Raw genomic sequence first — 20,563 nt, 5'->3', positions numbered from 1 at the left:
AGGGGTGTCATGCCGGGTCGTGCGAAGTCCTCGCCGCTGCTCGCGGTCGAGGGCGCGGTGCCCGCGCCGCAGCCGATCTACCGCTCCGTCCCGCTCCTGGCGGTGCTCGCCGCCTACGCGTGCGTCGTCGCGTGGGTCGGACTGGTCGTGGTGTTCGGCGGGGAGCCGTGGATGCTGCTCGTCGCCGCACCCGCTCCGTGGCTGTTCCTCGACCTGGTGCCGTCGGTGGCCGCGATCCTGCTGGCCTTCCGCGGCAACGTCCTGTGGGCCTGCCTGTTGACGCTGGCCAGTCTGTGGCTGGTGCCGACCGGCATCGCCACGGCGGTCGTGGTCGTGGTCGCGCTGTGGACGGTCCGCGGCATCCGCCGGCAGTGGGCCGCCCATGACCTCGACACGGTGCTCGCCACGGCGTCGGAGCACAGTCTGCCCGTGCTCGTCGTGCAGCACGTCGCGGGCGGCACGCGCCGCCGTTCGTCGACCGACACGACTCAGGTGCAGGTGCGCGATGTCGACACCGGCGCGCTGTCGACCGCGCGCGTGTGGGGTCCGATGCGCGTCGGCACACATCTCGTGCGGCAGGGGATGAACGTGATCGCCCAGGCGCCCCCGGGCGCCGAGGTGGAGCTGCGACGCTGGGTGGAGCGTCAGAACCGGCGTGCGGAGTCCGCCGCGGCGTGACGGTGCGCAGCGCGAACGCTGTGCCATGATGCGGGCATGCCCCGTCCCCGCCCCGCGATCCTCACCCGGGGCGTCGCGTCGCTCGTCGTGGGCGTGCTGGTCGGCAGCGCGGTCACGCCGTTCCTGGGGCTGGCCGCCGGCCTGCTCGCCGGGTGGGCGGCGCTGTCGCTCACGAGCATCCTGCTCGTGCTGCCGATGGTGTGGCGGATGGATGCCGCGCAGACACGTGCTCATGCGACGGTGGAGGATCCGAGCCGCCGACTCACGCGACTGATCGCGCTGGTCGGCAGCATCGCGAGCCTGGGCGCCGTCGCAGTGGTGCTGTTCCAGGCGCGCCACGCCGACGAGCTGACGTCATTCCTGCTCGCGGGCATCTGCGTCCTCGCTGTCGCCTCGTCGTGGGGGCTGATCCAGGTGGACTACCTGCTGCGGTACGCGCACATGTACTACACCGAGCCGGTGGGCGGCATCGTGTTCAATCAGCAGGAGGACCCGACCTACAGCGACTTCGCGTACTTCTCCGTCGGCCTCGGCATGACCTACCAGGTCTCGGACACGAACGTCACCGTGAACGCGATCCGTCGCACGGTCGTCGCGCAGACGCTCCTGGCGTACCTGTTCGGCGCCGTGATCCTGGCGACCGTCATCAACCTCGTCACAGGTCTGGGCTGAGCTGCCCGGCGTGGGAGCCGGCTCGTCCGCCGACCCCCACGCGCAGGGTCACAGCTGGGCGGCGAGCTGCTGCATCTCGTCGATCTCGGCCGTCTGGTCGGCGATCACCTGACGCGCGAGCTCGAGCACATCGGCGTCCGAGGCGCTGTCAAGCGCCTCTTCAGCCATGACGACGGCGCCCTGGTGGTGCGCGACCATCTGCTCCAGGAACAGCACGCCCGCCGTCGCGCCGTCCGCGTCGGCGAGCGCGGTCATGTCGTCCTCGGTCATCATGCCGGCGCCGTGATCCATCCCCGACGACGGGGCCTGCTCGTCGACGCCCCATACGTCGAGCCAACCCTGCATGCGCGCGATCTCGGGTCCTTGCGCGGCCTGCACCCGCTCGGCGATGGCCCGCACCCGCGGGTCCACGTCGTCCTTGGCCAGCACGAGGTCGGCCATCTCGACAGCCTGCTCGTGGTGGGGGATCATCATGGCCGCGAACATGACGTCCGCTCCCTTCGCGCCGGCGGCCGTCGCGGCGGGGGTGTTCGCTCCGTGGTCCATCCCCGCCATATCGCCGTCTGCGGCGCCGGCGCAGCCGGCGAGCCCCAGAGCGAGGACGAGGGGAACGGCTGCCGTCAGCAGGCGTGTACGCGTGTTCATCGGTATCTCTCTTCCGGTCGGTGTCGTCTGACTCCGCGCGAGGGCGCGGTGATGCGTGCCCGGGCGTGCCGGGCAGAGAACGGGTCAGGTCCGGCTGATCGAGAGGGCGATGAGAGAAGGGGGATGCCTCGGCCCGCGGTCCGTGAGAACCCTCCAGGCGGCGGCCACGCGGGGCCGGCCGGAGCGCGGGTCGCGCCAGAACACGGAGGGCCGTACTGCCACCAGGGCGGCGAGCAGCAGGGCGAGGGCGCAGACGACGGCCCAGACGCCTCCGGGCGCGCCGGTGCCGTCGCCGGCCGGCCTCGCCACGGCGGCGACGGATTCCGCCATCGCGGGCGCCGCGGGGACGTGGGCAGCGTCGTGGTGCGTCGCGGACGCGGCCGAGGCGCCACCGGACACACCGCCGTGAGCGCCGTGCGCTCCCGGCGACATCAGGACGTGCATGCCGAGCAGTCCGAGGATGACGGCGGCGACCACCAGCGTGCGCGCGATCATGGCCCCCAGGCGAGGGAGGACGTGGGGGTGCGGCATCCACTCTCCTCCCGGTGCGGCGACGCCGACGGCGCGCGAGCAACACTCTACGCCATACCCCATATGGGTATACGCGAGCGCTCGGGCTCAGGCCTCCAGGTCGTCGATGCCGGGGGTCCATGCGCTGCCCGGGCGCCCCCAGCCGCGCTTGCGCGCGATCTTCTGGACGGTCTTCCAGTCGCCGTCGTCGAGCCGGTCGACGTAGAGGATGCCGTCGAGGTGGTCGAACTCGTGCTGCATGATCCGTGCCCGCCAGCCGTCGACCTGGATGCGCACCGGCTCGCCGTCGAGGTCGGTGCCGGTGACCAGAACCTCGTCGGAGCGTCGCAGCGGGAACCGCTCGCCCGGGAACGACAGGCAGCCCTCGGACTCCTCGTCGGGGTCGGGAGCGCCGGGCTCGGTGGGCCGCATCCACAGCTCGGGGTTGATGATGACGCCGCGCCACGGGGTCCCGTCGTCGCCCGGGTACGTGTAGGTGTAGATCCGCAGCGCGACACCCACCTGCGGGGCGGCCAGTCCCACGCCGGGCGCGGCATCCATCGTCTCGAACATGTCGGCGACGAGCGTGCGGACCTCGTCGGTGATCTCGCCGACGGGCGACGCAGGGGAGTGCAGGACGGGGTCGCCCATGATGCGAATCGGAAGAACAGCCACGCCTTGAGCCTACCCAGCGGCGCCTCCGGCTAGTGTCGAAGGGTGGTGTGGACTGCGGATGAGCTCGGGGATGTCGGCGATCAGCTCGTCGGCGCGTTTCAGAACCCCGGCATCCTGATCGGCATCCCGCTCGCACTGCTCGGCGCGGTGTTCATGTCGTTCGGCGCGCAGTACCAGCATCGCGGCGTCACCAAGGTCGAGCGGCTGACCGGGTCCTCCGGCAGCAACGGGCTGGAGTTCAGCCACCTGCTCAAGCTGCTCGCGCGCCCGTCGTGGGTGATCGGCACGATCATGCTCGGGCTCGCGATCGTGTGCCAGTTGTCGGCCCTCGCCTTCGCACCGCTCATCGTCGTGCAGCCGCTCGGCGCGATCGCGCTGGTGATCACGACCCTTCTGAACGCGCAGATCAGCGGGCACAAGCCGACGAAACGCTCGCTCATCGCGATCGGCGCGTGCGTCGGCGGGATCTTCGTCTTCGTGGCCATCGCCGCACTGTTCGCCACCGAGAAGCCTGTCTCAGACGCCGAGCTCATCACGATCCTCGTACTGCTGGCCGTCGTCGCGATCGTCTTCACGGGCCTGTGGATCTGGCTGCGCTCCCGGATCGGCGCCCTGTTCTACATCATCGCCGCCGGTGTGCTGTACGGCTTCGTGGCGACCCTCGCCAAGGTGGTCATCGAGCGCATCAAGGCCGAGGAGTTCGACTGGCTCACCCTCGTCTGCGTCATCGCGCTGATCATCGCCGCGATCGTGGGCGCGTACTTCGTGCAGAGCGCGTACGCCTCAGGCCCTCCCGACCTCGTCGTCGCCGGTCTCACGGTCGTCGATCCGATCGTGGCGATCATCATCGGCCTCACGATCCTGCAAGAGGCGGCGGGTGCGCCGCTGTGGGTGTTCATCTCGTTCGGCGTCGTGGGCGCCATCGCGGTGTGGGGCGTGTTCCAGCTGGCGCGCCATCATCCTCAGGTCGTGAGCGACAGTCAGGAGATCCCGATCGAGCGCGGCAGCCACGGCGGACCGGTGGATGCCGCCCACCCGCGCACCGGCTCGATCAAGGTCACCGAGGCCGTGTCGAAGGTGTGGCCGGAGCCGCCGGTCAAGGATCGCGCCGACAAGGACTCCGCCGGCAGGGACGCCACCGGAAAGAGCGACGACCGCTGACGGTAGGCTCGTGTGCGCGCACGCGCGTGCGGGGCGGTGGCCAAGCTGGTCAAGGCAGCGGGCTCATAACCCGACGATCGTGGGTTCAAGTCCCACCCGCCCTACTCGAAACAGAGGCCGCGGCTCCCCGGAGCCGCGGCCTCTGCGCGTTCCCGCCGATATTTCGTTCACCCTCCTTACTTTCGGAGGGAGAACTACTGACTTAGAGGGTCCATTGGCTGTAGCGTCATCGACAGCAACCTGTCCCTGACTCCTGACGGAGGCAACAATGAAGTTCTTGCAGAGGCTCGGCAGATCGATCATGCTCCCGGTGGCTGTGCTGCCGGTCGCCGCGATCCTCGCCGGCATCTCGTACTGGATCAAGTCCGCAGCCGGAGACAACATCGTCTCGGCGTTCCTGGGCGCCGCCGGCGGCGCGCTCCTGGACAACATGGCGCTGCTGTTCGCGGTGGGCATCGCGATCGGCATGGCGAACAAGTCGGACGGCACGTCCGCGCTCGCGGGACTCGTGTCGTGGCTCACCGTGACCACGCTGCTCAAGCCCGAGACGGTGGCCCTCTACACCGGTATCGCGGACGTCAACGAGGTCGACCCCGCGTTCCTCAAGGTGCAGAACGTCTTCGTCGGCATCATCTGCGGTCTCATCGGCGCGTACTGCTACAACAAGTTCAAAGACACGAAGCTCCCCGATGCGCTGTCGTTCTTCTCCGGCAAGCGCTCGGTGGCGATCGTCACGGCCGCCGTGTCGCTGGTCGTCGCCATCGTGCTGTACTTCGTGTGGCCGTGGGTCTACGGCGGTCTCGTGACGTTCGGCGAGTGGATCGTGACGCTCGGGCCCTTCGGCACCGGCATCTACGGCTTCCTCAACCGCCTGCTGATCCCCGTCGGCCTGCACCACGCGCTCAACTCGGTGTTCTGGTTCGATGTCGCAGGCATCAACGACCTGAACAACTTCCTCGCGGGCGAGGGCACGTACGGCGTGACCGGTCAGTACATGACGGGCTTCTTCCCGATCATGATGTTCGGCCTCCCGGGCGCCGCCCTGGCGATGTACCTGACGGCCAAGACCACGAAGAAGAAGATCGCCTACGGCATCCTGCTCGCCGGCGCGATCTCGTCGTTCTTCGTCGGCGTCACGGAGCCGCTCGAGTTCGCGTTCATGTTCGTCGCTCCACTGCTGTACGTCGTGCACGCGATCTTCACGGGCATCTCGATGGCGATCAGCCAGATCCTGCCGGTGCGCATGGGCTTCGGCTTCTCGGCCGGCTTCATCGACCTGGTGCTGGGCTGGATGAATCCGATGGCGCAGAACCCGTGGCTCATCCCGGTCATGGGCGTGTTCTGGTTCTTCGTCTACTTCGGCGTGTTCTACTTCCTGATCAAGCGGTTCAACCTCAAGACCCCTGGTCGTGAGGACGACGACACCCTCACGCAGGGCACGGAGTTCGACACCTCGTCCGTCGACGACAAGTACCTCGTGACGGCCGGCCGCTTCCTCACCGCGCTCGGCGGCAAGGAGAACATCACCGACCTGGAGAACTGCGCCACCCGACTCAGGCTCGAAGTCGCCGACGTCAGCAAAGTCGACGACGCCGCGCTCAAGCGGGCCGGCGCCGCAGGCACCATGAAGCCCGGTGGCACATCGGTGCAGGTCGTCTACGGCACCAACGTCCAGTTCGTGAAGGACGCCATGGAGGCGATCATGACGGGCCAGGCCGAGGCGCCGCAGGGCGCGTCGCCCGAGCCCGTGGTCGAGACGGCCGCCGGCAGCACCGCGGTGCTGACCGATACCGCTACGGCCACCGTGACGCTCCGCCAGCCGCTGACGGGCAAGGTCGTCCCGCTGTCGGAGGTGCCGGACCCCACGTTCGCGCAGGGGATCATGGGCCCGGGCCTCGCGATCGAGCCGACCGGCGACACCGTGATCGCCCCCGCGGACGGCACCATCGGCGCCACGTTCGACACCGGCCATGCGGTCGCCCTCGTCCTCGAGGACGGCACCGAACTGCTGATCCACGTCGGCATCGACACCGTCAACATGAAGGGCGACGGCTTCACGACCCTGGTCGAGAAGGGGCAGAAGGTCACGGCGGGCACCCCGCTGCTGCGCTTCGACCTCGCCAAGATCCAGGCCGCCGGCCACCCGTCGATCACTCCGGTGATCGTGCTGAACAACGAGAACGCGACGGTGGCCTTCGAGTAGGTCCCGTTCGACAGGGGGAGTGGATGCCGCGGGCCGCGGCATCCACTCCCTCTTTCACATCGCCGAGCCGATGTACGAGTACTTGACGAAGACCTCGGGCGCCAGGCCCGCCTCTTCGAGCACGCCCTGGACCGCGGCCAGCATGTAGCTGGAGTCCCAGCCCATGTAGAGCCAGTGCTCGTCGTCCAGCCGGTCCCACTGACCGTTCCACGAGGGGGCGGTGTAGACAGGCCCGCCCCGGCGGCCGCTGTAGGCGACCACGGCGTCGCGGGAGTCGGCCCACAGCCGCTTGAACACGCGGTTGAACAGATACTTGACGTCGGGCACCTCCCAGTGCTCGCCGCAGTACTCGACGTACGACCATTCGCGGTGCCAGCCCGCGGGCCAGCCGCGGCGGCGCACCGCGTCGAGGATGGGGGTCAGCCCGTCGTCGTCGATCACCGGGCCTCCCGGTCGGCGCCACACCTCGACGAATCGCGCGGTGAGCTGCGCGGAGCGTTCGGCGATCGCCGCTGTGCCCCACGAAGGCAGTCCGGCCAGGGCCGTCGTCGTCGGCACCCCGCTGCGCGCGTAGAACGCCTGCTTCTCGGGGAAGGAGCGGTCGAATGCGCGGAACGCGAGGTCTTCTTCGAGCACCGTCAGATTGCCGATCGTCTTGGCGAGGGCGCGATGGCTGTTCTGCTCGTCGTCGCTGTACGAGGACCATTCGCGCACGCCGTCGCCCGACCAGCCGTCGCCCGGGGCGAGCGGGAAGATGTGCTCGACGTCGAGCCCGCCTGCGCCGTCGACGCCGGCGATGCGCCCCAGGATGTACGACGCGTGCGGGAGCTCGGAGTATTTGAGCGCCACGGCGATCCGCTCGTCCGACGGCGTGATGCGCGAGATGGCGGACACGAGCTCCACAGAACCCTCCTCGCGCGCCCGGCACAGCCGTGCCACCAGACGCTCGGTGCCGGTGCCGACGACGCTGCGCCGGGCGAGCAGCGACTGGACCATCTCGAGCGTGTCCAGGAGCGCCTCCCGGTCGAGCGCTCCGAGCTCGAAGTCGCGGTACGCGCGCATGACGAGCGGATACATCCCCGAGCCGAACGTGCCGAGGTAGGCGAGATGGCGCGCGATCTCGGTATCCGGGGCCTCCCCGGGATCCAGCAGCACGCGGTAGACCCGTGAGAACGCCCGCCATTGGTCGGCATGACGCACGAGGTCGGCGAACTCGAGGCGCGGGAACTCGGCGCGGAACGCGTCGTACACGCCGCGGCCGCCCACGACCGTCACCTCGCGCCCCGTCCGCATCACCAGGTACTGGCGCCAGAACTCCGCGATCGCCTCACCGGTGTTCTGCTCGATCGGCTGCCAGTACTCGGCCTCGATCTCGCGCTGCTCGGCATGGTTCAGCCCCATCAGCACGTAGTTGTGGATCAGCTCGTGGTCGCGCAGCGGCTCGCCGGTCGAGTTGAGGCTCTCGAAGATCTGCTGCGCGTTCGCACCGGGGCCGAGGGTGATGGCCACGTGCTCGAGCTTCTGCAGGCCGCGCCAGACGTGGGCGGCCTCGTCGCTGCTGATCTGACTGCGGAAGAACGCGTAGTTGTCGTCGAACCGGGAGTCCCGCTGCTCACCGGGCGGCAGCGGCAGATCCAGGACGACGCGTTCGAACACCGACGCCCACGCACGGTGCGGGCGCAGCTTCGTGCGCGTGGCGTCGTGCGAGTGCACCAGCACGCGCTGCAGCTCGTCGGCCAGCGCCGGATCGCTCTCGCGCACGGTGTGGTGCAGGGCTGCCACCAGCAGCATGAGCGTCGTCGTCCGCTGCTGCCCGTCGATCAGCACGAGTTCCGCATCCGGGCCCTCGCCGCTCGCGGACGAGAGGATGGAGCCGATGAAGTGCATGTGGCGGTCGTCGAGGTCTGCCACCGCGCGGATGTCGGCCAGGAGCTGCTCGCACCCGCCGATGTCCCACCGATACTGCCGCTGATAGACCGGGACGACGATCGTCCAGTCGGCGGCTGACAGCCACCCGACCGTGTTGACAGCAGTGGCGTCGACGTTCGTGGCAGTGACCATAGCCTTTCCAGTCTAGGAGGGGCGCGCCCGGGCCCGGCCTGCCGCGGAGGGGGCGCCGGTTATTCACGGCCACGCCACCCGGTCGCCTCAGACCCCCGATGTAGGCTTGCCTAAGTTGAGCCTGTTAAAACGTGCTGGCTCACTGACCGAAAGGCATGATTCGTCATGGGTTACATCAAGTCCGCCGCTCTCGATGAGACCGGCTTCGTGGTGCTCGACTCCTACGGCAAGGAGATCGACCCGAAGGAATGGCTCGACATCGAGTACGTCGACTGGAAGTCGTCGGGCGACACCCGCTTCGCGCCGCTCGCCTCGGCCAAGGGTGAGATCGAGTGCAACGGCTTCTGGAACCACACGCCGCCGCGCACCGACAAGGACGGCGTCTGGATCCCTGCGCAGACCGAGCTCTCGCCCACGCTCACCGAGCGCGCGCAGGAGCCGGGCGCCAATGTCGGCCGCTGCCGCATCATCGAGCTGCAGCCGAACTCGTACGCGGACGCGCTGTACAACCTGCACCAGGACGACAACAACCGCCTGAACCCGGACGGCACCGGCTGGGTCGTGCGCGGCTTCTTCAACCTCACCGACGACAAGAACAGCTACTTCGTGCTGCGCGAGAACCGCACCGACCCGAGCATCGAGTACCGTGTCGCGCTGCCCGCCGGCGCCCAGCTGATCGTCGACACCCAGCGTCTCTGGCACGCCGTGCACCACGACGGCACCGAGCCGCGCTACTGCCTCATCACCTCGTGGGAGTCGGGCCCCGAGCTCGACGCCTACATCGAGAAGTACCACGGTGTGCCCACCACGGCGCAGTTCGAGGTCGCTCAGGACGTGCTCGACGCGGGTCAGGTCGAGCAGTCCCGCCGTGACGCCGCGCGCGCCGCGTATTACGCCGCCAAAGGCAAGGCCGAGGTCCAGGCCATGAGCGAGGCCTGAGCCTCAGCTGCCCTTCCGAGAGGGCGGGGGAATCACAGTCTTGTGATTCCCCCGCCCTCTCGGCCATAATGGGCGGCAACAACCGAAGAGCCGTGACATCTCATGAGTGAGCCAGGTCGTAGGGGAAGACGCACCTGACGAACGGAGAGATCATGGCGACAACACAGGCGCGCGGGGTGATCTTCATCCACTCCGCGCCACGCGCGCTGTGCCCCCACCTCGAATGGGCAGTGGGGCGCGCACTCGGTCGTGCGGTGAACTTCGACTGGGCTGAGCAGCCCGTCCTCGCCGGCAGCCGTCGCGCCGAGTTCTACTGGGAGGGCACGGCCGGCACCGGCGCCGCTCTGGCGACCGCCATCCGCGGCTGGGAGCACCTGCGCTTCGAAGTCACCGAGGATCCCACTCCGCGCAGCGACGGCGGTCGCTGGCTGCACACGCCGGGGCTCGGCATCCACTACGCCCAGACCGACACCGCCGGCAACGTGGTCGTCGGCGAGGACCGCATCCGCTACGCCCTCGAGATCTCGGGCAGCGACCCGCTCGAGCTGAACCGCGAGCTCCAGGTCGCGCTCGGCTCGGCGTGGGACGAAGAGCTCGAGCCGTTCCGTCACGCCAGCGACGACGCGCCCGTCGTGTGGCTCCACAAGGTGGGCTGACCGAGGCCCGCTCCCAAGACGCAGGCGGTGCGAGGCGCCACTACCGAGGCTCGGAGGCCATGAATCCCGGGCCACGGGACCGCGAACCACCGCCTGGCACGACAGACGCCCCCGGAGGCTTCCCGGGGGCGTCTTCGTATGTCGCACGTCGGCGGTGAGGTCGATGCCTCAGACCGTCGAGAACGCGGCGACGGCGTTGTGGCCGCCGAAGCCGAACGAGTTGCTGATCGCGAGCTGCGGGCCGTCGCCGAGCGGCGTCGGGGTGCCCGAGATGCGGAACGGGACCTCGGGGTCCTGCGTCGTCAGGTTGATGGTCGGGGGAGCGACGCGGTCGCGCAGCGCGAGGACCGTGAAGATCGCCTCGAGCGCACCGGTGCCGCCGAGCAGGTGCCCGGTCGAGGCCTTGGTGGCCGACACGGGGATCTCGTCGATGCGGGGGCCGAACACCGAGCGCAGGGCACTGTACTCGTTCGGGTCGCCGACCGGCGTCGAGGTCGCGTGCGCGTTGATGTGCGTGACATCGTCTGCCGATGCGTCGGCCATCTCCAGCGCGAGGCGGACCGCACGCGATGCGCCGAGGCCCTCGGGATCGTTGGCCGTGATGTGGTACGAGTCGGCGGTGACGCCGCCACCGACGACGGCCGCGTAGATCTTGGCGCCGCGAGCACGCGCGTGCTCCTCGGTCTCGAGGATCAGGACGGCGGCGCCTTCGCCCATGACGAAGCCGTCGCGGTCGATGCTCGTCGGACGCGACGCAGTCGCGGGATCGTCGTTGCGCTTGGAAAGCGCCTGCATGGACGAGAACGCGGCGAGGGTGACCGGATGGATGACCGACTCGGTGCCGCCGGCGATCACGACATCGGCGTATCCGGCACGGATGTGCTCGATCGCGTTCACGATCGACTCCGTGCTGGACGCACAGGCACTGGCGACCGTGCGGGCGTACGCACGGGCGTTGAAGTGGAGCGACAGGTTGCCGGCGGCCGCGTTCGGCATCAGCATCGGCACCGTCATCGGCAGCACGCGGCGCGGGCCCTTCTCGCGCAGGACGTCCCAGGCGTCGAGCAGGGTGTGCAGACCGCCGATTCCCGTCGCGAAGTCGACGCCCAGACGTTCGGGCTCGACTTCGGGGCTGCCGGCATCCGCCCACGCCTCCAGCGCCGCGACCAGCGCGAACTGCGAGGACGGGTCGAGACGCTTGGCGACGGGACGCTCGAGCACGGTGTCGGGACGCACCTTGGCCTCGGCCGCGAAAGTGACGGGCAGCTGGTACTGCTCGACCCAGTCGTATTCGAGGGTGCGGGTGCCGGAGACGCCGTCCAGGAGCGCGGACCAGCTCTCGGGTGCCGTGCCGCCCAGCGGCGACGACGCGCCGATGCCGGTCACGACGATGCGGGAGTTGCTCATGTCGTTCTTGATCCTCGTGGGGTTCATGCCGGTGGGGGCCGCGGCCCCCACCGGAGGGATTACGCCTGGTTGGACGTGATGAAGGTGACGGCGTCGCCGACCGTCTTGAGGTTCTTGACCTCGTCGTCGGGGATCGTCACGCCGAACTTCTCCTCGGCGTTGACGACGATCGTCATCATCGAGATCGAGTCGATGTCGAGGTCGTCCGTGAAGGACTTCTCGAGCGCGACCTCGTCGGCCGAGATACCCGTCTCGTCGGTGATGAGCTCAGCGAGTCCGGCGAGGACCTCGTCGTTGGTGAATGCCATGGGATTCTCCTGTGTTTGTTAGGGGTACGGGTGCCCGGACGGGCCGGGAATCAGTCTAGGGTCGCGGTCGGCCGCGTCAGGGAAGGACGACGACCTGGGCGCCGAAGACCAGTCCCGCGCCGAAGCCGATCTGCAGAGCGAGTCCTCCGCTGAGCTCGGGGTGCTCCTCGAGCAGGCGGTGTGTGGCGAGCGGGATCGACGCGGCGGACGTGTTGCCGGTCGTCTCGATGTCACGGGCGATCATGACGCTCTCGGGCAGCTTCAGCTGCTTGGCGAACTCGTCGACGATGCGCATGTTCGCCTGGTGAGGGACGAATGCGGCGAGATCGGATGCCTCGACACCGGCCTCTTCGAGAGCCTGGCGTGCGACCTTCACCATCTCCCACACCGCCCACCGGAACACCGTCGGGCCCTCCTGGCGGAGCGTCGGCCACGGCGCCGCGCCGTCGCGGAACTCGGTGAGGGTGTGGTTCATGCCGACGGCGTCCGCCTTGGAGCCGTCCGAACCCCACACCGTGGGGCCGATGCCGGGGGTGTCGCTCGGGCCGACGACGGCCGCGCCCGCGCCGTCGCCGAGCAGGAACGAGATGCTCCGGTCGGTCGGGTCGACGATGTCGCTGAGCTTCTCGGTGCCGATCACCACGGCGTAGTGCGCCGCGCCGGCGCGGATCAGGGCGTCGGCCTGCGCGATGCCGTACGCGAAGCCCGCACACGCCGCGTTGACGTCGTACGCGGCGGCCGGGTTCGCCCCGACTCGGTCCGCGACGATCGCCGACACCGACGGCGTCTGCTTCGGGTTGCTGATGGTCGCGACGATGACCGCATCCACCTTGCTCGGGTCGACGCCGGAGCGCTCGATGGCCTCGCGTGCGGCATCCGTCGCCAGATCGATCGCGTCGGTCTCGGGGACGGCGCGCGTGCGTGTCACGATGCCGGTGCGCTGGCGGATCCACTCGTCGCTGGAATCGATCGGACCGACGAGGTCGTCATTGGGCACGGCGATCTCGCCGCGGGCGGCGCCGTAGGCGTAGATGCGCGTGTGGGCGGGGCCGGTGGGCTGGACGAGGGTGCGGGTCATGCTTCTCTCCGGTCAGGCGTCGACGGCCACCAGAGCGGTGGCGGCCTCCAGGTCGTCGGGTGTCTTGACTGCCACGGCGGGGGTCCCGCGCAGCGCACGCTTCGCGAGCCCGACCAGCGTGCCCGCCGGCGACAGCTCCACGATGCCCGACACACCGGCGTCCGCGAAAGACGCCATGCAGAGGTCCCAGCGCACCGGAGAGGCGATCTGGTCGACGAGCAGCTCGACGAACGCGGCGCCCGACGCGACGGCCGAGCCGTCACGGTTGGTCCAGATCGTGAGCGACGGATCGGATGCCGCCACCTCGGCCGCGGCGGCGCGCAGCGTCTCGACGGCCGGCGCCATGTACTGCGTGTGGAAGGCGCCCGCCACCTGCAGCGGGATCACCCGGGTGCCCGCGACAGGCTCGGCCGCCAGTGCCTGCAGACCCTCGATCGCGCCGGCGACGACGAGCTGTCCGCCGCCGTTGTAGTTGGCGGGCGACAGGCCCAGTTCGGCGAGGCGCGCGACCACGGCTGCCTCGTCGCCGCCGATGACGGCGCTCATGCCCGTCTCGGCGGCTGCTGCGGCATCGGCCATCGCGCGGCCGCGGATGCCGACGAGCGTCAAGGCCGCCTGCTCGCTGAGGATGCCGGCGGCCGCCGCGGCGGCGAACTCGCCGACCGAGTGGCCGGCGACGCCCGCGATGCCTGACCGGTCGGGGATCGCGTTCCACGACAGCAGGCTCGCCGCGACGATGAGCGGCTGGGCGACCTGGGTGTCGCGGATGCGGTCCGCGTCCCACTCGGTGCCGGCGGCCACGAGGTCGACGCCCGCCCACTCGGAGTACTGCGCCAGCCGATCGGCGGTGCCGTCGAGTTCGAGCCAGGGAGTCAGGAAGCCGGGGGACTGAGAGCCCTGCCCGGGGAAGACAGCGATACGCACCGTTCCATCCTGCCAAGGATCAGCACGCGGGCTCTGGCGACACCGTCACAAGAATTCCGCGGACCTTTGTGCGCGTCCCACACCGGCTCGGATCCCGACCGGCGCCCGACATCAGAGCGGGCCGCGCCGGGCCCCGGTCGGACGCCGGCGGGTGGCATCCGTTCCGATCGATCCCAGGATGAGAGCGGTCTGCAGGATCAGCGCCTCGCGCGGGCCGGTCGCGTCCCACCCGATCACCTCCGACACCCGCTTCAAGCGGTACCGGACGGTGTTGGGGTGGACGAACAGCTCACGCGCCGTCGCCTCGAGCGAACGGCCGTTGTCGAGGTACGCCCACAGCGTCGACACCAGATCGGCGCTGTGCGACTGCAGCGGACGGAAGATGCGTTCCACGAGCGTCTGCTTGGCGAGCGGGTCGCCGGCGAGGGCGCGCTCGGGCAGCAGATCGTCGGCCTCGACGGGGCGCGGCGCGTGCCGCCAGGCGCGCGCGACGGCGAATCCGGCCAGCGCGGCGCGGGCGCTCTGGCTCGCATCGACGAGCGCCGGGACCGTCGGGCCGAGCACGAGGTAGCCCGCACCGAAACCCGGCTCGAGGCGCTTGGCGATCTCACCGAACGGCAGATCGGTGATGGTGTCTTCGGCGCCGGGGGCAGCCTCGGCGCGTCCGACCACGAGCACGAGTCGAGAACCCTGCACGCCGATCAGCACATCCACACCGAGCTTGCGCGCGGTGCGGCGCAGCTGATCGACGTCGAACTGCGCAGGCGTGGTGCCCACGAGGACCGCGACCTCGCCGTGTCCGTGCCACCCGAGCGCCGCGATACGGCTCGGCAGCTCTTCATCGGCCTCGCCCGTGAGGATCGAGTCGACGACGAGCGCCTCCAGCCGCGCATCCCAGAGCCCGCGCGCCTCGGCCGCCCGCGCGTAGACGTCGGCCGCGGCGAAGGCCACTTCGCGCGAGTAGAGCAGGATCGCCTCGCGCAGATGCTCGCCCTTGCCCGCGACGCGCTCTTCGGTGACCTCGACGGTCACGCGGATGAGCTGCAGAGTCTGCTGCAGGCTGACGCTGCGCAGCAGTTCACGCGGCGCGGCGGCGAAGATGTCGGACGCGATCCACGGCGTCGAGCCGGGGTCGTCATACCACTGGATGAACGAGGTGATGCCGGCCTGAGCCACCAGCCCGACGGCGGAGCGTCGGGCCGGTGGCATCTCGGCATACCAGGGCAGCGTGTCTTCGAGGCGCTTGATGGTCACGGTCGCGATGTCGCCCGAGATGCGTCGCAGCCACGCGAGCGTCTCGACCTTGTCCATCACGTCGACAGGCTTGCCCATCCGCGGTTCAGCTCTCGCCGCCCGCGTTCCCGCTCGTGCCGGCGGTCACGTCGTGCAGGCGGTACTTCTCGATCGCCTGCGCCGCCAGGCTGCGGTCCACGGCGCCCTCTTCGGCCAGGGCCTGCAGCGTGCGGACCACGACCGACGGGCCGTCGATCTTGAAGAAGCGGCGAGCCGCGGCGCGCGTGTCGGAGAAGCCGAAGCCGTCGGCGCCCAGCGTCGCGAAGCGGTTCGGCACCCACGGCCGGATCTGGTCCTGGACGGCGTGCATGAAGTCGCTCACGGCGACGACGGGGCCCGCGACGCCCTGCAGCTTCTCGGTGAGGTACGCGGTGCGCGGCTCCTCGCCCGGGTGCAGGAAGTTGTGCTCGTCGGCGGCGAGGCCGTCGCGACGCAGCTCGGACCACGAGGTGACCGACCAGACGTCGGCCTGCACGCCCCAGTCCTCGCGCAGCAGCTGCTGCGCCTCGAGCGCCCACGGCACCCCGACGCCAGACGCGAAGATCTGCGCGCGCGGACCCGCGCCCTCGGCGACCGAGATGCGGTGGATGCCGCGCACGATGCCGTCGACGTCCACCTCGGCCGGTTCTGCCGGCTGCACGAGCGGCTCGTTGTAGACCGTCAGGTAGTACATGACGTTCGGGTCGGGGTGGTTGCCGCCGTACATGCGGTCGAGTCCGGCGCGCACGATGTGCGCGATCTCGTACCCGTAGGCCGGGTCGTACGCGACCGTCGCCGGGTTCGTCGACGCCAGCAGCGGCGAGTGGCCGTCGGCGTGCTGCAGGCCCTCACCGGTGAGTGTCGTGCGACCCGCTGTCGCGCCGACCACGAAGCCGCGCGCCATCTGGTCACCGGCGGCCCAGTTCGCGTCGCCGGTGCGCTGGAAGCCGAACATCGAGTAGAAGATGTAGACCGGGATCAGCGGCTCGCCGTGGGTCGCGTAGGACGTGCCGGCGGCGGTGAAGGCTGCCATGGCGCCCGCCTCGTTGATGCCGACGTGCACGATCTGGCCCTGCGGGCTCTCTTTGTAGGCGAGGAGCAGTTCCCGGTCGACCGAGGTGTAGTGCTGACCGTTCGGGTTGTAGATCTTCGCGGTCGGGAAGTACGCGTCCATGCCGAACGTGCGTGCCTCGTCGGGGATGATCGGCACGATGCGGTGGCCGAAGTCCTTCGAGCGGAGCAGGTCCTTGAGCAGGCGGACGAACGCCATCGTCGTGGCGATCTCCTGGTTGCCCGAGCCCTTCTTCGGCAGCGCGTACGCCTCGTCGCCGGGGAGCGTGATCGGGACGTGGTGGGTGCGGCGCTCGGGCAGGTAGCCGCCCAGGCTCCGGCGACGGTCGAGCATGTACTGCACCGTCTCGTCCTGCTCGCCCGGGTGGAAGTACGGGGGCAGATACGGGTTGGCCTCGAGCTGCGCGTCCGAGACGGGGATCTGCATCCCGTCGCGGAAGTGCTTGAGGTCCTCGAGCGTCATCTTCTTCATCTGGTGGGTCGCGTTGCGGCCCTCGAAGTGCGGACCCAGGCCGTAGCCCTTGATGGTCTTGGCGAGGATGACGGTCGGCTGGCCCTTGTGCTCGACGGCCGCCTTGAACGCCGCGTACACCTTGCGGTAATCGTGGCCGCCGCGCTTCAGGTTCCAGATCTGCTCGTCGGAGTAGTCCTTGACGAGCGCGGCGGCACGCTCGTCGCGGCCGAAGAAGTGCTCGCGGACGTAGGCGCCGTTCTCGGCCTTGTAGGTCTGGTAGTCGCCGTCGGGGGTGACGTTCATGAGGTTCAGCAGCGCACCCGAGTCGTCGCGGGCGAGCAGGTCGTCCCACTCGCGGCCCCACACGACCTTGATGACGTTCCAGCCGGCGCCGCGGAAGAAGGCCTCGAGCTCCTGGATGATCTTGCCGTTGCCGCGCACCGGGCCGTCCAGGCGCTGCAGGTTGCAGTTGACCACGAAGGTCAGGTTGTCCAGGCCCTCGTTCGCGGCGACCTGCAGCTGGCCGCGGCTCTCGACCTCGTCCATCTCTCCGTCGCCGAGGAATGCCCACACGTGCGCGTCCGACAGGTCCTTGATGCCGCGGTTCGTGAGGTACTTGTTGGCCTGCGCCTGGTAGATGGCGTTGATGGGGCCGAGACCCATCGACACCGTCGGGAACTGCCAGTAGTCCGGCATCAGCCGCGGGTGCGGGTACGACGGCAGCGCGTGCGGCGCGTGCGACTTCTCCTGGCGGAAGCCGTCGAGGTCGTCCTCGCCCAGACGCCCCTCGAGGAACGAGCGGGCATACATGCCGGGGGAGGCGTGGCCCTGGAAGAAGACCTGGTCGCCGCCCGACGGGTGGTCGAGCCCCCGGAAGAAGTGGTTGAAGCCGACCTCGTACAGCGCCGCCGACGACGCGTACGTCGAGATGTGGCCGCCGACCCCGATGCCGGGACGCTGCGCACGGTGCACCGTGATGGCGGCGTTCCAGCGGATCCAGCGGCGGTACCGGCGTTCGAGCTCCTCGTCGCCGGGGAACTCGGGCTCGTTCTCGGGGGCGATCGTGTTGATGTAGTCCGTCGTCGGGACCTGCGGCACGTTGAGCTGGAGTTCGTGCGAGGTCTGCAGCAGGCTCAGCATGATCTCGCGGCCACGACCGTGGCCCTTGGCCTGCACGAGCTGCTGCAGGGATTCCTGCCACTCGGAGGTCTCGTCGGGATCGCTGTCGAGGGAGTCCTGCGAGTACGGATCCTGATCGTTGACAGTCACAGAAGACCTTTCGTCGTCTGGCAGATCGTGCCAGGGAATCGCTACCGGAGCGGGGCGGACTTTGTCTGCCCGTCACAACGCACCATCTGCCAGCCTACCGAGTTCGAGCGGCCCCGGACGCACCTCGTAGACTGAGCGCGAGGGCCTTTAGCTCAGCTGGTAGAGCGCCACGTTTACACCGTGGATGTCGTCGGTTCGATCCCGGCAGGGCCCACACCTGACGATCAGTGGATGCCGCTCACCCGCGCCCCTCGCCGGCATCGCGTTCGTGCGACACGACATGGGGGAGCGCGAACTCCTCGTAGCCGGGCTGTCCCACGCGCGAGTGCCGGTGCGAATAGGCGAAGTAGATCACGAAGCCGATCACGAGCCACACCAGGAACCGAAGCCACGTCTCGACCGTGAGGTTGAGCATCAGATAGATGCAGATCGCCGCCGACAGCCCCGGCAGCCAGGGACTGAACGGCACGCGGAAGCTGCGGTGCAGGTCGGGCCGCCTGCGGCGCAGCACGATCACGCCGACCGAGACGAGCACGAAGGCCGACAGGGTGCCGATGTTGACCATCTCCTCCAGCAGCCCCACCGGCGTGAAGCCCGCGACGATCGCGACGATCACCGTCACGATGATCGAGATGACCCAGGGCGTGCGCCAGCGGGGATGCACCTTGGCCAGGCGCACCGGCAGCAGGGCATCGCGCGACATCGCGAAGATGATGCGCGTCGCCCCGATGAGCAGGGTCAGCACGACGGTGGTGAGGCCGGCGACGGCGCCGGCCGAGATGAGCGTGGCCATCCACGTCGCGCCGTGGAACGCGAATGCGTTCGCGAGCGCCGCAGCCGGGTCGAGGTCCTGGTAGGGCACCATGCCGGTCACCACGAGCGCGACCGCGCAGTACAGCAGCGTGCAGATGATCAACGACGCGATGATGCCGATCGGCAGGTCGCGCTGCGGATTGCGCGTCTCCTCCGCCGTGGTGGCCACGACGTCGAAGCCGATGTAGGCGAAGAAGACGAGCGCGGCCCCGGCGAAGATCCCGCCCACTCCGAACGCCGTCGGGTCGATGCCCGAGAGGAACTGCAGGAGCGGCTGACTGAGGCCCGTCGCGGCCTCCCGGGGAGCGGGGTCGGGGATGAAGGGCGACCAGTTCGCCGGATTCACGAAGAGCAGTCCGGCGACGATCACGAACAGCACGATGAAGAGCTTGACGGCGACCAGGACGAGGTTGACCCGCAGCGATTCCTTGATGCCGAACGTCATCAGCCCGCCGAGCACCAGCACCAGCAGGATCGCCATGAGGTCGACGGTGCCGCCGTACCCGATCTCGGCGGGGATCGGGATGCCCAGCTGGTCGAGGAGCGTGCCGAGGTAGGCGCTCCAGCCCTGCGCCACCACGCTCGCGCCGAGGAACATCTCCAGGATCAGGTCCCAGCCGATGATCCACGCGAACAGTTCGCCGAGCGAGGAGTATGAGAACGTGTAGGCAGATCCCGACACCGGGACCGTCGAGGCGAACTCGGCGTAGCAGAGCGCCGCGAGGGTGCACGCGATCGCGGCGACCACGAAGCTGATCACGATCGCCGGACCGGCGACCTCGTGCGCGGCGCGCCCGGTCAGCGTGAAGATGCCGGCGCCGATCACGACCCCGATGCCGAAGACCGTCAGATCGAGCGCGGTCAGCGACTTCTTCAGCCGGAACTCTGGTTCGTCCGTGTCGGCGATCGACTGCTCGACGGACTTCGTACGCAGAACACCCATCGTTGCGCCTTTCGTCGTCGGAAGGGCCGGTCGTCGAATGCTAGTCCTCGCCGTTCGCGGCGTCGACGCCCCACGATAGGTTTGTTCCGTGAACGCCAGCCACGCAGACCAGCGCCGCCTCGTCGAGGTCGCACAGCTCGACGCCCGTATCCGACAGGCCGACCACGCGCGCAAGAACCCGCCGCAGGCCGCGCGGGTGCAGGAGCTGCTGGGGCGCCGGCAGGAGCTCTCGCAGGAGCTCTCGGTCCGCCTGGGCGTGCGCGACGACATCCGCACCGAGCTGTCGCGCATCGAATCAGATGTGGCCGTCGTCGACGCACGGGCCGCGCGCGACAACGAGCGGCTGGCCGCGTCGAGCAACCCGAAAGAGGCGCAGAGCCTCGAGAGCGAGCTCGGGGCGCTCGCACGCCGCAAGAGCGACCTCGAAGACGCCGAGCTGGCCGTCATGGAGCGCCTCGAGACGGCGGATGCGGCCGTGGCCGAGCAAGAGGCGCTGATCGCGGCCACCAACGCCGAAGGCGCCGCACTGAGCGCCGACGGCAAGCGCGCGGTCGCCGAGGCCACCGCCGCGTATGAGGCCGCCGAGCGCGACCGCGCCGCGATCGCGGGCGCTGTTCCCGCCGGCCTGCTGGCGCTGTACGACACTCTCGCGACCCGCAGTGCCGGCGCGGCGTTCCTGCGGGCCCGCACGTGTGAAGGGTGCCACATGGTGCTCGCCGGCACCGACCTGCAGGTGCTCCGGCAGGCCACCGATGACCAGGTCGTCAACTGTCCCGAGTGCGGCTGCATCCTCGTCATCGACGTGGACTCGGGCCTGTGATCCG

The 20,563-nt window shown here is 69.4% G+C and carries 18 protein-coding genes and 2 tRNA genes; 9 read left to right on the top strand and 11 right to left on the bottom strand.

What is annotated here, in order from left to right:
- Positions 1-9 precede the first annotated feature (9 nt).
- Together ABEA46_RS05255 and ABEA46_RS05250 are read left to right on the top strand one after the other, a co-directional pair.
- Positions 10-678 carry a hypothetical protein gene (locus ABEA46_RS05255; protein WP_345543311.1) on the top strand — a complete coding sequence of 223 codons (669 nt, stop codon included), beginning with the start codon at positions 10-12 and terminating at the stop codon, positions 676-678.
- 36 nt (positions 679-714) lie between these two features.
- On the top strand, positions 715-1,350 hold the full coding sequence (locus ABEA46_RS05250; protein ID WP_345543310.1) for a DUF1345 domain-containing protein: 636 nt from the start codon (positions 715-717) through the stop codon (positions 1,348-1,350).
- Positions 1,351-1,398: 48 nt separating this feature from the next.
- Here the strand turns inward: ABEA46_RS05250 and ABEA46_RS05245 are convergent, their stop codons facing one another.
- From ABEA46_RS05245 to def, 3 genes are all read right to left on the bottom strand, one after another.
- A complete protein-coding gene (locus ABEA46_RS05245) occupies positions 1,399-1,995 on the bottom strand; it encodes a DUF305 domain-containing protein (protein WP_345543309.1) in 597 nt (198 codons plus the stop codon).
- Positions 1,996-2,079: 84 nt separating this feature from the next.
- A complete protein-coding gene (locus tag ABEA46_RS05240) occupies positions 2,080-2,526 on the bottom strand; it encodes a DUF6153 family protein (protein WP_345543308.1) in 447 nt (148 codons plus the stop codon).
- Positions 2,527-2,613: 87 nt separating this feature from the next.
- Positions 2,614-3,180, bottom strand: a complete 567-nt coding sequence (gene def / locus ABEA46_RS05235; RefSeq protein WP_345543307.1) for a peptide deformylase — start codon at positions 3,178-3,180, stop codon at positions 2,614-2,616.
- A 42-nt stretch (positions 3,181-3,222) separates the two neighbouring features.
- Here def and ABEA46_RS05230 point away from each other — a divergent pair, with 42 nt between their 5' ends.
- The 3 genes from ABEA46_RS05230 to nagE all read left to right on the top strand — a co-directional run bounded on the left by ABEA46_RS05230 (position 3,223) and on the right by nagE (position 6,544).
- Positions 3,223-4,341: a DMT family transporter gene (locus ABEA46_RS05230; protein WP_345543306.1), complete on the top strand. Its 1,119-nt coding sequence runs from the start codon at positions 3,223-3,225 to the stop codon at positions 4,339-4,341.
- 30 nt (positions 4,342-4,371) lie between these two features.
- Positions 4,372-4,445, top strand: a tRNA-Ile gene (locus ABEA46_RS05225).
- A gap of 164 nt (positions 4,446-4,609) precedes the next feature.
- Entirely contained in the window at positions 4,610-6,544 is a 1,935-nt protein-coding gene (nagE, locus tag ABEA46_RS05220; RefSeq protein WP_345543305.1) for an N-acetylglucosamine-specific PTS transporter subunit IIBC, read from the top strand.
- 54 nt (positions 6,545-6,598) lie between these two features.
- On the opposite strand, the gene ABEA46_RS05215 is transcribed toward nagE, so the two are convergent.
- Entirely contained in the window at positions 6,599-8,605 is a 2,007-nt protein-coding gene (locus ABEA46_RS05215) for a DUF262 domain-containing protein (protein WP_345543304.1), read from the bottom strand.
- A gap of 165 nt (positions 8,606-8,770) precedes the next feature.
- Between ABEA46_RS05215 and ABEA46_RS05210 the strand changes: the two genes are divergently transcribed.
- Together ABEA46_RS05210 and ABEA46_RS05205 are read left to right on the top strand one after the other, a co-directional pair.
- On the top strand, positions 8,771-9,544 hold the full coding sequence (locus tag ABEA46_RS05210) for a hypothetical protein (protein WP_345543303.1): 774 nt from the start codon (positions 8,771-8,773) through the stop codon (positions 9,542-9,544).
- A gap of 152 nt (positions 9,545-9,696) precedes the next feature.
- The gene (locus tag ABEA46_RS05205; RefSeq protein WP_345543302.1) at positions 9,697-10,200 is read left to right on the top strand and encodes a DUF3145 domain-containing protein; all 504 of its coding nucleotides are present in this window, start codon (positions 9,697-9,699) and stop codon (positions 10,198-10,200) included.
- 168 nt (positions 10,201-10,368) lie between these two features.
- On the opposite strand, the gene ABEA46_RS05200 is transcribed toward ABEA46_RS05205, so the two are convergent.
- From ABEA46_RS05200 to aceE, 6 genes are all read right to left on the bottom strand, one after another.
- Positions 10,369-11,607, bottom strand: coding sequence for a beta-ketoacyl-[acyl-carrier-protein] synthase family protein (locus tag ABEA46_RS05200; protein WP_345543301.1), 1,239 nt, complete (start codon positions 11,605-11,607; stop codon positions 10,369-10,371).
- Between the two features lie 59 nt (positions 11,608-11,666).
- Positions 11,667-11,915: an acyl carrier protein gene (locus ABEA46_RS05195; protein WP_013586517.1), complete on the bottom strand. Its 249-nt coding sequence runs from the start codon at positions 11,913-11,915 to the stop codon at positions 11,667-11,669.
- Positions 11,916-11,991: 76 nt separating this feature from the next.
- Positions 11,992-12,993 carry a beta-ketoacyl-ACP synthase III gene (locus tag ABEA46_RS05190; protein WP_345543299.1) on the bottom strand — a complete coding sequence of 334 codons (1,002 nt, stop codon included), beginning with the start codon at positions 12,991-12,993 and terminating at the stop codon, positions 11,992-11,994.
- Positions 12,994-13,005: 12 nt separating this feature from the next.
- Positions 13,006-13,917 (bottom strand): ACP S-malonyltransferase, encoded by a 912-nt coding sequence (locus tag ABEA46_RS05185; protein WP_345543298.1) that lies wholly within the window; start codon positions 13,915-13,917, stop codon positions 13,006-13,008.
- Positions 13,918-14,028: 111 nt separating this feature from the next.
- Positions 14,029-15,249 (bottom strand): PucR family transcriptional regulator, encoded by a 1,221-nt coding sequence (locus ABEA46_RS05180; protein ID WP_425563161.1) that lies wholly within the window; start codon positions 15,247-15,249, stop codon positions 14,029-14,031.
- A gap of 7 nt (positions 15,250-15,256) precedes the next feature.
- On the bottom strand, positions 15,257-17,983 hold the full coding sequence (gene aceE / locus ABEA46_RS05175) for a pyruvate dehydrogenase (acetyl-transferring), homodimeric type (protein ID WP_345543297.1): 2,727 nt from the start codon (positions 17,981-17,983) through the stop codon (positions 15,257-15,259).
- 141 nt (positions 17,984-18,124) lie between these two features.
- Between aceE and ABEA46_RS05170 the strand changes: the two genes are divergently transcribed.
- Positions 18,125-18,197: transfer RNA gene (locus ABEA46_RS05170), tRNA-Val, on the top strand.
- 24 nt (positions 18,198-18,221) lie between these two features.
- Here ABEA46_RS05170 and ABEA46_RS05165 read toward each other — a convergent pair.
- Positions 18,222-19,739: an amino acid permease gene (locus ABEA46_RS05165; RefSeq protein WP_345543296.1), complete on the bottom strand. Its 1,518-nt coding sequence runs from the start codon at positions 19,737-19,739 to the stop codon at positions 18,222-18,224.
- 88 nt (positions 19,740-19,827) lie between these two features.
- On the opposite strand from ABEA46_RS05165, the gene ABEA46_RS05160 reads away from it, so the two are divergent.
- A complete protein-coding gene (locus ABEA46_RS05160; RefSeq protein WP_345543295.1) occupies positions 19,828-20,559 on the top strand; it encodes a zinc ribbon domain-containing protein in 732 nt (243 codons plus the stop codon).
- Positions 20,560-20,563: the final 4 nt, after the last annotated feature.

This window comes from Microbacterium jejuense (assembly GCF_039544225.1).
In the GTDB taxonomy this organism is placed as follows: domain Bacteria; phylum Actinomycetota; class Actinomycetes; order Actinomycetales; family Microbacteriaceae; genus Microbacterium; species Microbacterium jejuense.
This window is presented reverse-complemented; position numbering and strand designations above follow the sequence as displayed.